Here is a 13,210-nt window from a genome sequence, read left to right on the forward strand (position 1 = left end):
ACAAGGGGCTTGGATGGGGTGGCGTGGTTCATGCGGGGCGTTTCCCGCGGATGGACACGCGAAGGGGGAAATGCAGTGACGAAGGCGGCGCGACATCAATACGGGGCATCGCGCGCAACGCTTCGATCAGCGCTTCATCGGTTTGCGGGTTACCGCTGGATTGCGAAAGCTCGGCACGGATGAGGCGGCCATCGGCATCCAGCCACACATCGGCATGCACATCGAACGACAGGCGGTTGACCTTGTCGTTGCGCTGGATCGCCTGCTGGATCGCATAGCCCAGGTACTGGTCGTAGCTGCCGGTGCCGGTGCCATTGCCGCCACCGGAGCCGACCATGCCGCCACCGGTGCCCGCACCAATGTTGAAGCTGTCGCTGCCGGCCTGGGCATCGGCGTTCATCGTTACCGCCTTGGCCACGTCGTTGCTGGGCTTGGGTGCATCCACTGGTTTCTGTGGCTGGTCCAGCGGCTTCTCTTCCACCGGTTTGATCTTTTCTTCGGTCTTCTGCGGCTCCGGCGGCTTTTCCTTCGGCGGCGGCGGGGGCGGTGGCAGCGGCGTGATGGTCGCGACCCGCGGTGCCTCGCGGCGCACGCCCACCGTGCTGGCCGCGAAATGCCAGATCAGGGCGATAAGGCCGAGGAACACCACCGCGGCGACGGCCGGGCCGAGCCAGCGGCGTGGTGGGCGGCGTGGTTCAAAAGCGTCCACGCCATCAACCCTTCGGCGCCTTGCCGGTCACGAGGCCCACCTGGGGCAGATCCACCCGGCGCAGCAGATCCAGGATGTCCATCACCTTCTGGTACTGCACGGTGGAATCACCCTTCACCACCACCGGGAAATCCGGCGTGAGCGCCTTGAGCGAACGCAGGCGCTGTTCCAGTTCGGCCAGGGTCACCGGGTACGCATCCAGGTACACCTGGCCGGTATCGGAGATGGTGATGGCCTTGGTCTGCGGCTTGGCCATGCTCACCGCCGCCGAGGCCTTGGGCAGGTTCACCTTGATGCCCTGTACCGACGCGGTGGTCATGATGATGAAGATGACGAGCAGCACGTACGCCAGATCGAGCATCGGCGTGATGTTGATATCGTCATACGGCTTTTCGTCGTCCTGCGCGCGCATGGCGGCAACCTCAAGCGGCGACCGCGGCGGGGGCCACGGTGCGCTGCTGCTCGGCCAGGCGGGTGACGAACTCATCCACGAACACCTGCATGTTGGCGGTGACGTTTTTGTTGCGGATGAGCAGGTAGTTGTAGCCAAACAGCGCCGGGATGGCGACGAACAGGCCGGCCACGGTGGCGAGCAGCGCGGCGGCGATACCCGGGGCGATGGCGTTGACGTTCACATCGCCTGCCGCAGCGATCGCCGCGAAGGTGATCATGACGCCGACCACCGTACCGAGCAGGCCAAGGAACGGGCCGCCGGAGATGGCGATGGTGAGCATGACCATCGACTTGGCCAGGCGCTGGTTCTCGCGCACCATCGTGGAATCCATGGTGGCGCGGATCGCTTCGATCGATTCCGGGGCGATATGGTCGTGGCCATCGGCATCGCGGCGGTTCCACACTTCACCCGCACCCACCTTGTACAGGCGGTAGAGCGAAGCATCGCCAAGGCGTGCCGCCGCCGGATCACGCGATAGGGCCAGGATGTTGCGGCCCTGCTTGCGGAAGGCGTCGAGGAAGTCCTCGTTGGCACGGCTGACGCGGTTCACGTACGAAGCGCGCTGCCACATCACCACCCACGAGATCACCGCCATGATCAGCAGGATGCCGATGACCACCCACGCATCGGCGGTCACCGACTTCACGATGATGCCGAAGTAACCGAAGCCGACGCCGGCCTGCTTCTCATCCGTGCCGTAGGCCACCAGCTTCGATTCGGCGCCCTGCGCCTGCGCATCCACCGCGATGAGCGCGGCAGGCCGGGCAATGCGCGAGAGGCGCACTTCATCCATGAGACCCGCAAAGGCCGCGCCCGCGTTCGGCGCATCGGCACTATCGCTGCCAAGCGTGGCTTCCGTGTTCAACGCCGGCAGCGCGGCGGCGAGCGTCGCGTACGGCTTGCCATCCACGTAGAGCTGGATATTGCCATCGGCGGCCGTTACGGCCAGGTGCGCCCACGCAGCGGCCTTCAGCGGCTCGCCAGGCGTGCTGGCGGGTGCGGCATCGCCCTCGCCCACCTGCACGAACAGCGCGCCATTCTGCAGGCCGATAATCAGTTCCTGGGTGCCCTGGCGGCGCGCGTACAACGTGACGCGCCCGTCGCTTACCGCATCCGGCTTCACCCAGGCGCTGAACGTAAACGCACCGCCCTGGGCCAGGGCCATGGAGACCGCCCCGGGAATCTTGAGGCCCTGCTTGCCATCGAAGCGGGCAGCCTTGCCGATGATGCCGTCCACGGTGGCAACACTGCCGGCCGCGTTGTTCGCGTAGGCGGTGGCATCGCGCGGGGCGCTGCCGGCGGCATCTTCAAAGTGGTAGACCGCCGCATAATCGGCATCAAACGTGGCGGCGCCCTTGTCGGCACCCTGTGCCTTGGGGTTGCCGTAGTACATCCACACCTGCTGCTGCGCATCGGCGCCCAGCTGCGGTACATCCACCCATACCAGTGCCACGCCCAGCACAGGATCGAAACTCTCAACCTGGTAATTCAGCGGCGTCTTGTCATCGGCGGCGACAAAGCGGATGTCGCTACCGGTTTCCGACACGCCATCGAACGTGAAGTTGCCCGAGTGCAGGCGGATCAGCATGGGCACGCGGCCCACGGCCGTCGATACATTGCCGCCCTTGGCGGTGGTATCGAGGGTGATGGCCTTGCGGTAAGCAAAATCCTGGTTCCACCACGACGCATCGGCGGCATGGGCGGCCGGCGCGAGGCCAATCAACATGGAGGCGAGGAACAGAAGTCGTTTCACGGTGGTACCCCTGGGTGGTTGCCCTTGTGCCCGGTCAGAGCTCGGCCTTGAGAGAAAAATGGATACGGGTGTCGTGGGCCTTCGTGGCCTGCCCGTTGTTGAACGGGTAGGCGATCTCGAACGCGCCGGTGGCGATGTTGAACAGCTGGAAGCGCGTGCCCACGCCCACGCTGGAAAGGTCGTAGGTCTTCACGGTGCGGCTGCCGGCATCCGGGTTGCTCGCATCGATAAGCTGCGGCAATGCGTTCATCAGCTGCAGGTGCGCGCCATCGGCAAACGCGAGGAAGCGCCAGTCGTTCACCCAGCCACCGATATGCGAACCGATCGACGGGGTGCGCAGTTCCATGGAGCCGATAACGCCGTGATCGGCGGTTTCTTCAGCTTCCAGGTAGCCGCGCACGGTGCTCTCGCCACCGGCCGCGAACTGCTCGCTGGACACGAGCGACGACGTGGAAAGCTGCAACGCAAGGCGCCCGACCAGGCTCCAGCCACTATCGAAGTTACGGGTATGCCCGCCTTCGGCTTTCAGGTAGAAGAAGTTCTGCCGCGCCTTGTAGCGCTGGTTATCGAACTCCGCCGCGCTGCTGCCGCCGGCACGGAAACCGGCCACGCCGCCCAGCGACATGGTGCTCAGCGACTTTTCACCCACGCGCTGGCCCTGGTAAGTCACGCTGATGGGGATATAGGTGATCGGCGCCTTCGAAGTGTCTTCGCCCAGGGTGAGGTTCTGGTCGAAGTGCTTGCGGGTAATACCCAGCGATAGCGATTGCGAGTAATCGCCGTGCGTCGGCAGGTTACGCACGAAGGTAAAGCCAAAGGCGTTGCCCTTGCCCAGCACGGTGGTACCGCCCACGGCGTTGGCATTGCTGTTGGACTTGTAGCCCGAGGTAAGCATGCTCCAGTCGGTGTTGAACGGTATGAGGTACGAACCGGCCCACACTTCCGAGCTGTTGCGGTCCTGCGGCGCCACGATATAGGTGAGCGACGCGGCGTGGCCCTGCTGGAACAGGTTGTCGTCGCGGATGCTGGCGACCGTGCGCAGCTCCGGCGTGTTCACGCTGTGGTCGTTGTTGACTTCCAGGCTCGCGGTGAGGGGCTTGTTGTCATTGACCTTCAGCGTCACATCCATGGTGTTCGGCAGCTTGCCCGGCGTAAGCACCGGCACCACCTGCGCACCGGCGCGGCGGTTCACATCCGTGAGCTGTTGTTGCGCGGCACTGAAGTTCGGCACATCGCCTTCGGCAAGCGCCGGCACGCCTTCGCGAATTTCCTTGGGCGAGCGGTACGTCGCGCCTTCCACGCGCACGCGGCCGATGGTGTTCTCGGTGACTTGCAGGCGGATCACGCCTTCCTTCACCTGCTGCGGTGGGATATCGACCACCACGGACTGGAAGCCGTGCGCCTGGTACACCTTCTGCAAGGCATCGCGTGCGCCACTCACGTCGTTCATCGATTTGCCGGGACCCAGGAACGGATACACCGCGGTTTCGATATCGAGGGCTTGCAGCGTGGTGTTGCCATCGACGACGTATTCGTTCACGTCGAACGATTGCGGCGCATCCTGCGCGGTGGCATGGGCGGTGAGCCCCAGCGCGATGGCGGTGGCCAAGGCCAGCGCCCGCGGGTTTGCGGCACGCTTCATGCGTTCACCCGTAGTGCTCGTGTACCCACGCGGACTTTCCCCTGTGTTCCGTTTGCCCCTTAGACGCGTGGGCTGGGGTGGCACTGAACCGGTGTCACGAAAAATTCATGCGGCCCCTCCCTGGCCTGCGCGTGCCTTAACTCAAAAGTACCCAGCCGCCCGGCAAGTGCGTCGCATGTGCGCCATAGGCATCCTCGATCAACGTGGCGACCTCGCCCATCTGATCGAGCGTAAAGCGCGCATGCACACGGCGCTCGCCGAGCGTACGATCGGTGATGACGATGCGGCCGGGGCGGTAGCGGTTGATGTCGGCGACGACATCGGCCAGCGGCTGGTTGTCGTAGATGAGCACGCGATCGCGCCACGCCAGCGCCGTATCAAGATTCACCGCGACAGGCGCACCGATACCATCGTCGTTGAAGGCCACCTGTTGCGACGGTTTCACGGGCACGTTGGCGCCCGCGCGGTTGATCACGGTCTGACCGCCCAGGCAGGTCACGGTGGCAGTTGCGTCCGCACAGCGAACAGCAAACGACGCACCCGGCGCCGAGAACAGGCGGCCATCGGCCACTTCGACCACGAACGGCTCCTTGCGCCCCGCATCGATCCGGACCACGGCCTCGCCCTGGCGCAGGTGCATGCCGCTCACCTTGCCACCCTGCTCGCGCACGGCGATATCCGTATCGGTGTTCATCTCCAGCGATACGCCGGGGGCGATGGAAAGCGATTTCTGCTGGCCTACGCGTGTCCGCAGCGTGCGGCCATCGGGCTCGGAGCCCTGGCTGAGCACATCGCTGCGGACCATGAGCAGGCCCACCACCGAGGCGGCGAGCGCGCCGCCAATGAACGCGCGGCGCGACATACGCACATCGTGCCTTGCCCGCGCCCTGCCCCGCGTGCGTTGCTCGTGCTCGCGCAGCGCGGCGGCGGGCCCAAGGGCCTCCCATAGCGCGCGTGCCCGCGCGAACGCGAGGGCATGTTCCTGGCTTTCCGCGCACCAGCGGCGGAAGGCCTCGCCATCCTCGCGGGTGGCGGTGCCGGACGTAAGGTGGACCAGCCAGGCATGCGCGTGGCTGTCGCTGTCATGGCGGTGTAAGGGTTCCATAACCGTCAAGACGTTTCCCGCGCCCCGGGACCGAACCGCTGGTACGCACGGCGCCCCGTTTTCGTGGCACAGGTCTCAAGTGCCTTCTTCAGTTCCTTGCCCACCATGCGCACCGAAATGCCGTGGCGGGCGGCAATATCGGCCTGCGGAAGCTCATCCACCCGTGCGGCGACCAGGATGTCGCGCTGGCGCCGGGTCAGCGCATCCAGTGCGAGGCTGAGCGCGGCGATATCCTGTTGTGCGGCCAGCACCGCCGAGGGTTCGATCACGTCATCCACGGCATGCAGCAGCTCATCGACCTCTTCACCGGTCAACAGCCGCCCCTGGGCACGGTGGTGGTCCGCGGCCATGTTCAGGGCCATGCGGAACAGGTAACTGGTGGGGTGCGTGGCGTGGCCGTCAGGCATGGCCAACTTTTCGACGCGCAGGTAGGTCTCCTGCATCACGTCGTCGGCCAGGTCGTCCGAGCGCAGGCGGCGGCGCAGGCGACGGCGGAAATCCTCGTAGTTGGCGAGGAACAGGCCAAGCAGTGATGCATCGCTACTCATGCGGCCCCGCAGGCGTCAGCGCGCGATGGGGCGAGCAACACCGTAAACGGGCTGGCAGCCGCGAGATGCGCCGGCACGCGGGCACGGCGGATGGCGCCGAGCACGCGCGCATCGCGCTGGTCGTCATCGGAAGGGGCTAGCGCCACCACATCGGCGACGTGACCACTCGCATCGATCCAAATTTGCAGCGCAAGACGAAACGTACCGGGGCGGGTATCGCGACGTACGCAGAGCACCTGCTCCACGGCACGCTGGAGCTCGGCGGCGTCGCTTTCGGCGAGTTCAGGCGCCTGTGGCGGCAACGCGGCCTCGCTTTCGGCCGTATCGGCAGGCGTGGCGTTGACGGTAAACGCGTTCATCGAACTGAAATGCGCAGTGAGGCCGGTACCGACCAGGAGAATGCGCAGGCCATCACGCGGGTTCGCTTCGCCGTGCAGGCCTGGCGAGTCACGCCCTGCCACCAAGGCGTCATCGAACAGCACTGCGATACCCGAGGTTTCGCTGAACGCACGCAACGCGCCGGCCAGCGGCTGCGCGTCGATATCAAATCGCGTCGGTCCATGCGTTATCCCTGGCGGTGCTTCCCCTCCCCATGGCGCCGCCTGCGCCGTGCTGAAGCACAGCACGCAGGCCAGTAGCGCGAGGACACAACGTGTCACGATCAGTCCTCGCGCAAGCCAACGCATCACGGGGTTATCTGGCGCAAGGCTAGGTAGCGCAGATGACACAAAGGCGCCGGTTCAGTGACAAGGTTGATGACACCACGGTGACAGGTGTGACGCACTTCCCCGTGCGGGTCGTGACGTGGTATCCAACGCGCCGACGCTCATGGAGAAGGCTTATGCGTATTCGGCAAGGTTGTCTTTTGCTTGTCGGCTTGTCCGCCGCGGCGAGCGTGCATTCGCAATCCGTGGTGGAACTTCCGGGCGTTCACGCGCAGGCGACCACCTCATGCGTGGAGCCCGCGCACGCCGGTAGCGCCGCTCTTTCTTATACGTGCCTGAACCAAGCGCTGGCCACGGCGGCGCCCATGCCCTCACCACTGGATGCCAACGACGTGCGCAAGGTGCCGAGCAACAAGCTGGGCCTCTACAACGCCGCCGCACTCGGCCACCGCATGGGCACGAACCTGGGGCAAAGCGTGCAGCCCTACAGGCCGCCCGCCCCGGTCTACCCCTCACCCGTCCACTAAACGTTGCCCCTGTAGGAGCGGGGGGGGGGGGGGGCGGGGGGGCGCCCCCCCCCCCCCCCCCCCCCCCCCCCCCCCCCCCCCCCCCCGCTCCTACAGGGGCGACGTGAACGGGGATCAGGAGCGGCGGCGCTTGATGCTGTCTTTCACGTCCACGTCGAACAGCACCGTGGTTGCCACGGTGTCGTGGCCGGCGATATCGAACACCAGGCCCTCCTTGCTCGGCAGGCGTGATTTCAGATCCAGCAATTGCGTGCGCGGCACCAAAAGGCGCCATTCGTGCGCGTTGCCTTCCAGCTCACACGCCGTGGCTTCGGTGGCATCCACCGAGTAGCGCATGATGAACGCCCGGCCAAATGTCGTGGAGCCCAGCAACGCCACGTTATCGAGCAACTCACCCAGTTCGTCTTCATCGATCCGCACACGGATCGTGTCGTTTTCCAGCTGCACTCTCATGCGTTCGCCTCTCGCCATTCATCCGGAGTATTGCAGTTCGCCAGCGCGCGTGGATTGGCGCGATCGATCGACAGCGTGGCCATGCCCACGCGGGCCTGCAGGGCAGCGACGGAGCAAGCGCGCCCTTCAAGGCCGATAAGCTCGGCCAGCGTCGCACGCGTTTGTGCATCGAGGGTCAGGCGCATGGGTAGGGGATGGCCGGCCCAGCGCGTGGCGCGCATGCGGCGTTCATCGCGCAGCGGTGCGAGCGTCGCGGCATCGATGCGGGGCATGTCGACCGGTACGACCATCAGCTCGCCATCATCGAGTTCCGCCGCGACGCTGGCGATGCCGCCGACAGGGCCTTTCTCCGCCCAGCGGTCGGCGATGCCACCCGGGCGTGATCCACTGATCACCACGCGCTCCGCGCCGGCCTCGACCAGCACATCGCGCGTGCGTTCGAGCAACGTGCGGCCATCGATCCTTAGCAGCGCCTTGTCTTCGCCCATGCGCGACGATAGCCCGCCCGCCAGGATGATGCCGATCACGGCGCCCACACCGGGTCAAGCGGCCACGCGTCGACAACCTCGCCGAATGCATCGTCGGCGGTAAGCCATGCGTTCGCCTGGGTGAATGGAAGGATGCGATACGCCGCCTGGTTGCGCTGGACGTGTGCAACCTCCCTGCCCTCACTATCGGCTTCTACCCGGCCCAGGGCGAAGTGCTGCAAACCCGGGCGAACGTCGTAGCCTTCGACGAGGCGCACACGGCGCGGGGTCTCGGGTGCCAGGCCGGCCATACCGCGTAACACTGGCGCGACGAAGAAGCGGTGGCCCACCGCCACGGCGATGGGGTTGCCGGGGAGGCCGAGTACGAGTGGCCCACCCTCGAACCTTGCCGCAAGGAGGGGCTTGCCCGGGCGGATGGCGACTTTATGGAATAGCTCGCGAGCACCCATGGCCGTGAGGGCCGACGGCACAAAATCGAACCGCCCCGCGGACACCGCTCCGGTCGTGACGATCAGGTCGGCACCCGCGCGGCGTGCGTCGTCCACGGCCTTGCCAAAGGCATCACCGGTATCGGGCACGCGGTGTCGCATAAGCAGGTCGGCGCCCCAGGAAGCGAGGGCTGCCGCAAGGAACGGGCCGTTCGAATCGTGGATACCGCCTTCAGGCAACGGCCCGCTCGCATGCAGCTCGCTGCCCGTATTGATGATGGCTACGCGTGGCCTTCGCACGGCGTCGATGGCTTCGACGCCCAGCGCAGCCAGCAACATGACCGCGGCGGCGTCGATACGGCGCCCCGCAGGCAGCGCAGCATCGCCGTGGCGGATATCACCGCCGGCGCGCCGGATGTTCTGGCCACGCTTTTCATCTTGAACAACGCGCACTCGCTCGCCATCGCGCTCACAGCGCTCGACCGGGATGACGGTGTCGAAGCCATCGGGCAGACGTGCGCCGGTTGCGATCTCGCAGGCGTCGGCGCCGGGATATGCGGTGGTGCCATCGCCCGCGGCTTGCATGCCGCCGACCATGTACATCGATCCGGAGGGAATGTGGCCCTCGCCGCCGCGGATGGCGTAGCCATCCATCGCCGAGTTATCGAACGAGGGCAGCGACAGGGGGCTGGAGACAGGCTGGGCGAGGATGCGGCCCATGGCAACGGAGAGGCCCACCCGCTCGGCATCGAGCGGGTGGGCCTCCTTCAACAGCACGGCCAGGGCATCGGCATAGGTAAGCATGGGTGAAGCCTACCTTGTCACGCCTGCTTGCGGGCCTCCTGCACCGTGGCCGGGCGGTAGGCGTGGAACGCCACCGTGGCCGAGGCGCGGCCCTGGCTCAGGCTGCGCAGCGCGGTGCTGTACCCATCGAGCTGGGCCAGCGGCACATCGGCTTCGATCTCCGTGCGTTCCTGCTTGTCGGTAAGGTTCACGATCTGCCCACCGCGGCGCTGCAGGTCGCCCAGCACATCGCCCACCGCCACGCCCGGTGCCGAGACCGATACACGCATCACCGGCTCCAGCAGTACGGTACCGGTGGCTTCGAGCGCCGCCCGCACCGCGATCTGCGCGGCACGGTGGAACGCGGCTTCGTTCGAATCCACGGCATGCGCCTGGCCATCAAGCACCAGCACTTCGGCACCCACCACCGGGAAACCACGCGGGCCTTCCAGCAGCGCCTGCTCCGCCCCTTTCTGCACGGAGGTCTGGAACTGCTTCGGAATGACGCCACCGGTCGTACGGTCCTCGTAGCGGTTCGCATCGCCTTCGATCGGCGACACGGACAGCACCACACGGGCGTACTGCCCACTGCCACCGGTCTGCTTGGCAACTTTGCCTTCGATCGGGCCCGACGGCTTCGCTGGCGTCTCCTGGTAGGCCACGCGCGGCGAACCCGTGCGCACCTGCACACCCCACTCGCGGCGCAGGCGTTCCACCATCACCTCCAGGTGGAGTTCGCCCATACCCCAGACCAGGGTTTCACCGGTTTCCGGATCGGTACTCACGCGGAACGACGGATCCTCCTGGGCCAGGCGCGCCAGCCCGTTGCCGAGCTTGAGCAGGTCGGCCGAACGCTCCGGTGACAACCGCCACGACAACACCGCCGGCTGCGCCTGGATGGTTTCCAGCCGCAGGTGGTGATGCTGGTCGGCCAGCGTTTCACCGGTCGCCACGTCCTTCCAGCCCATGATCGCCACGATATCGCCCGCCTCGGCTACTTCCACGGCTTCGGTGTCATCGGCGCGCACCACGGCAAGGCGGCCAATACGCTGGACGCGATCGGTACCGCTGCGCCATACAGCATCGCCCACATGCAGCCGTCCCGAGTACAGGCGGATGAAAGCAAGCGGACCGTGCGACTGGTTGACCACCTTGAACACGAGGGCGGAAAGCGGCGCATTCGCATCTGGCGCCACCTGCACATCACCGTGATCGGTATGCGCCACCACGGACGGGCGATCGAGCGGCGAAGGCAGGTAGGCCACCATGGCATCCAGCAGCGGTTCGATACCGACGTTACGGAACGCCGAGCCGGGCAGCACGGGCTGGCCTACGCCAGCCAGCGTGCCACGGCGCAGGGCTGCGGTGAGTGCCGCCGCGTCCACGGGCTGGTCCGCCAGCCATAGTTCCGCCAGCGTTTCGTCCTTGTCGGCTACCGCCGCGACGAGTTCCGCACGTGCATTCGCATGCGCCGCACGCTCGTCGTCGGTCCACGGCGTGATCACGGGCGTGCCCTTGTCGTCAAAGAGCCACGTACGCTCACCCACCAGGTCCACGAGGCCCACGATGTGTTCGCCTTCGATCACCGGTTGCGCGACCACCCAGGGGTTGGCCCCAAGCTTTTCGCGCATCTGCACCAGCGTGGCGTCAAAGTCCGCGCCAGGGCGATCCATCTTGTTGACGAACGCCATCAGCGGGACGCCATGCCGGCGCGCCTGGTGCCACACGGTTTCGGATTGCGGCTGCACGCCGGCGACGCCGGAGAAAACCACCACCGCGCCGTCGAGCACGCGCAGGGAACGCTCCACCTCGATGGCGAAGTCGATATGCCCCGGGGTATCGATGAGCGTGAGGCGATGCGGCAGCCCGCCTTCCGGCGTCCAGTTGGCGCGCACGGCAGCGGCGCCGATCGTGATGCCACGCTCGCGCTCGAGTTCCATATGGTCGGTGGTGGTCGCGCCATCGTGCACCTCACCGGTGCGATGGATCGTGCCGGTCTTATAGAGCAGGCGCTCGGTGAGCGTGGTTTTACCCGCGTCGACATGGGCAATGATGCCTAGGTTGCGCCAACGGCCGACGGGGATGGTGGTATCGCGGGTACTCATGGTTGAACAGTTCCATTCAGGGCGCCAGGGGCTCGATACGCTTCGAGCGAGGCATTCCCCGAGGCTTCACCGTCGCCCCTGGCGTGGGTAGGACGGATCAGGATCGGGGATCGCGGCAGTTCTTCATGGCACGGTGCTCCGGGTAAGGGCTTGGAAAATTCAGGGGTTGGAAAAAACACGGGCGAAAAAAAAGCACCCTTGCGGGTGCTTTTGGTATGCATTCGAGGCCGGGCGCCTTACGGCGTAGGGCCTGCCATGGCGCGCGCGCACCCGCGACGCGCCCATGGGGCGATCGTTGGCAGGTGGCTCAATGCGTGCTTGCAGGCAAACATGATTCGGTCTCGATGGATTGGGGGCGGATCCTACGCCTGCCCACGCGGGTGGGCAAGCGGCTGGCACCTAACGTAGGGGCGCCAAATCGGCTTTCAAGGGGGCGCGGAAAGGCATAGCTGCCATGTACCCTAATCAGGTTCGCTCCCCCCTTCCCCCTCGCGGAGTTCCTCCATGCGATACGTGAAACTGGGCAAGACCGGCCTTGAGATCTCACCCGTGATCCTGGGCTGCATGACCTACGGTGAGCCCAAGCGCGGCAACCACCTGTGGACGCTGGACGAAGAACAGAGCCGGCCGTTCATCCGCAAGGCGCTCGACCTCGGTATCAACACATTCGACACGGCCAACGCCTATTCCGATGGCACCTCGGAAGAAATCGTGGGCCGCGCGCTGAAAGATTTTGCGCGGCGCGACGAGATCGTTATCGCCACCAAGACCTTCTTCCGCTGGCACAAGGGGCCCAATGGCGGTGGCCTGTCGCGCAAGGCCATCTTCCAGTCGGTGGATGATTCGCTCGGCCGCCTCGGCACCGATTACATCGACCTGCTGCAGATCCACCGCTTCGATTACGACGTGCCGATCGAGGAGACGCTCGAAGCCCTGCACGACGTCGTCAAGGCGGGAAAGGCGCGCTATATCGGCGCCTCGTCCATGCACGCCTGGCAGTTCGCGAAGATGATCTATACCTCGCGCCTGCATGGCTGGACGGAATTCGTGAGCATGCAGGATCACTACAACCTGATCCAGCGCGAGGAAGAACGCGAGATGATTCCGTTCTGCGTGGACCAGGGCATCGGCGTGATCCCGTGGAGCCCGCTGGCCCGTGGCCGCCTTACGCGTGATTGGGACGAGACCAGCACGCGCCAGGAGAAGGATGTCTTCGGCGGCACCCTTTACAACACAACGGAAGAGTCCGACAAGGCCATCGTGGCTGCGGTGAAGGACGTGGCGGAGGAACGTGGCGTGCCGCGTGCGCAAGTCGCGCTGGCATGGGTGGCGCAGCGGCCGGGTATCACCGCACCGATCGTGGGTGCCTCGAAGCCGCACCATCTTGATGACGCGGTGGCGGCGATCGACCTGAAGCTTAGCGACGAAGAGATGAAGAAGCTGGAGGCGGCATACGGTCCGCATCCGGTCGCGGGCTTCGAGTAAACGTTGCCTTTGTCGGGGCGGGGGGGGGGGGCGGGGGGGGGGGGGGGGGGGGGGCGCGCCCCCCC

Annotated in this window: 13 protein-coding genes; 2 read left to right on the forward strand and 11 right to left on the reverse strand. The window is 66.0% G+C overall.

Annotated features, from left to right (window positions below; genetic code table 11):
- Nucleotides 1-28 precede the first annotated feature (28 nt).
- From ABIE56_RS02475 to ABIE56_RS02505, 7 genes are all read right to left on the reverse strand, one after another.
- Complete coding sequence (locus tag ABIE56_RS02475; RefSeq protein WP_429242259.1) at nt 29-709, reverse strand: energy transducer TonB family protein; 681 nt, start codon at nt 707-709, stop codon at nt 29-31.
- A 4-nt stretch (nt 710-713) separates the two neighbouring features.
- On the reverse strand, nt 714-1,121 hold the full coding sequence (locus tag ABIE56_RS02480) for an ExbD/TolR family protein (protein ID WP_429242260.1): 408 nt from the start codon (nt 1,119-1,121) through the stop codon (nt 714-716).
- Between the two features lie 10 nt (nt 1,122-1,131).
- Entirely contained in the window at nt 1,132-2,916 is a 1,785-nt protein-coding gene (locus tag ABIE56_RS02485; RefSeq protein ID WP_429242261.1) for a DUF2341 domain-containing protein, read from the reverse strand.
- 34 nt (nt 2,917-2,950) lie between these two features.
- Nucleotides 2,951-4,558: a ShlB/FhaC/HecB family hemolysin secretion/activation protein gene (locus tag ABIE56_RS02490; protein WP_429242262.1), complete on the reverse strand. Its 1,608-nt coding sequence runs from the start codon at nt 4,556-4,558 to the stop codon at nt 2,951-2,953.
- Nucleotides 4,559-4,694: 136 nt separating this feature from the next.
- Nucleotides 4,695-5,663 (reverse strand): FecR family protein, encoded by a 969-nt coding sequence (locus tag ABIE56_RS02495; RefSeq protein ID WP_429242263.1) that lies wholly within the window; start codon nt 5,661-5,663, stop codon nt 4,695-4,697.
- Nucleotides 5,664-5,668: 5 nt separating this feature from the next.
- Nucleotides 5,669-6,211 carry an RNA polymerase sigma factor gene (locus ABIE56_RS02500; RefSeq protein ID WP_429242264.1) on the reverse strand — a complete coding sequence of 181 codons (543 nt, stop codon included), beginning with the start codon at nt 6,209-6,211 and terminating at the stop codon, nt 5,669-5,671.
- Nucleotides 6,208-6,870 carry a secretin and TonB N-terminal domain-containing protein gene (locus ABIE56_RS02505; RefSeq protein ID WP_429242265.1) on the reverse strand — a complete coding sequence of 221 codons (663 nt, stop codon included), beginning with the start codon at nt 6,868-6,870 and terminating at the stop codon, nt 6,208-6,210. The genes ABIE56_RS02500 and ABIE56_RS02505 overlap by 4 nt, the downstream gene beginning before the upstream one ends.
- 182 nt (nt 6,871-7,052) lie before the next feature.
- Between ABIE56_RS02505 and ABIE56_RS02510 the strand changes: the two genes are divergently transcribed.
- Entirely contained in the window at nt 7,053-7,403 is a 351-nt protein-coding gene (locus ABIE56_RS02510; protein WP_429242266.1) for a hypothetical protein, read from the forward strand.
- A gap of 114 nt (nt 7,404-7,517) precedes the next feature.
- Here ABIE56_RS02510 and ABIE56_RS02515 read toward each other — a convergent pair whose 3' ends face one another.
- Genes ABIE56_RS02515 through fusA form a run of 4 tightly spaced genes read right to left on the reverse strand, consistent with a single transcriptional unit; the run spans nt 7,518 to nt 11,660 of the window.
- The gene (locus ABIE56_RS02515; RefSeq protein WP_429242267.1) at nt 7,518-7,856 is read right to left on the reverse strand and encodes a DUF7009 family protein; all 339 of its coding nucleotides are present in this window, start codon (nt 7,854-7,856) and stop codon (nt 7,518-7,520) included.
- A complete protein-coding gene (mobA, locus tag ABIE56_RS02520; RefSeq protein WP_429242268.1) occupies nt 7,853-8,383 on the reverse strand; it encodes a molybdenum cofactor guanylyltransferase in 531 nt (176 codons plus the stop codon). Before mobA ends, ABIE56_RS02515 begins: the two co-directional genes overlap by 4 nt.
- Nucleotides 8,380-9,576 (reverse strand): molybdopterin molybdotransferase MoeA, encoded by a 1,197-nt coding sequence (locus ABIE56_RS02525; RefSeq protein ID WP_429242269.1) that lies wholly within the window; start codon nt 9,574-9,576, stop codon nt 8,380-8,382. Before ABIE56_RS02525 ends, mobA begins: the two co-directional genes overlap by 4 nt.
- 17 nt (nt 9,577-9,593) lie before the next feature.
- The gene (fusA, locus tag ABIE56_RS02530; RefSeq protein WP_429242270.1) at nt 9,594-11,660 is read right to left on the reverse strand and encodes an elongation factor G; all 2,067 of its coding nucleotides are present in this window, start codon (nt 11,658-11,660) and stop codon (nt 9,594-9,596) included.
- Nucleotides 11,661-12,164: 504 nt separating this feature from the next.
- On the opposite strand from fusA, the gene ABIE56_RS02535 reads away from it, so the two are divergent.
- Nucleotides 12,165-13,145: an aldo/keto reductase gene (locus ABIE56_RS02535; RefSeq protein WP_429242271.1), complete on the forward strand. Its 981-nt coding sequence runs from the start codon at nt 12,165-12,167 to the stop codon at nt 13,143-13,145.
- Nucleotides 13,146-13,210 lie beyond the last annotated feature (65 nt).

The organism is Luteibacter sp. 621, from assembly GCF_050435445.1.
Taxonomy (GTDB): domain Bacteria; phylum Pseudomonadota; class Gammaproteobacteria; order Xanthomonadales; family Rhodanobacteraceae; genus Luteibacter.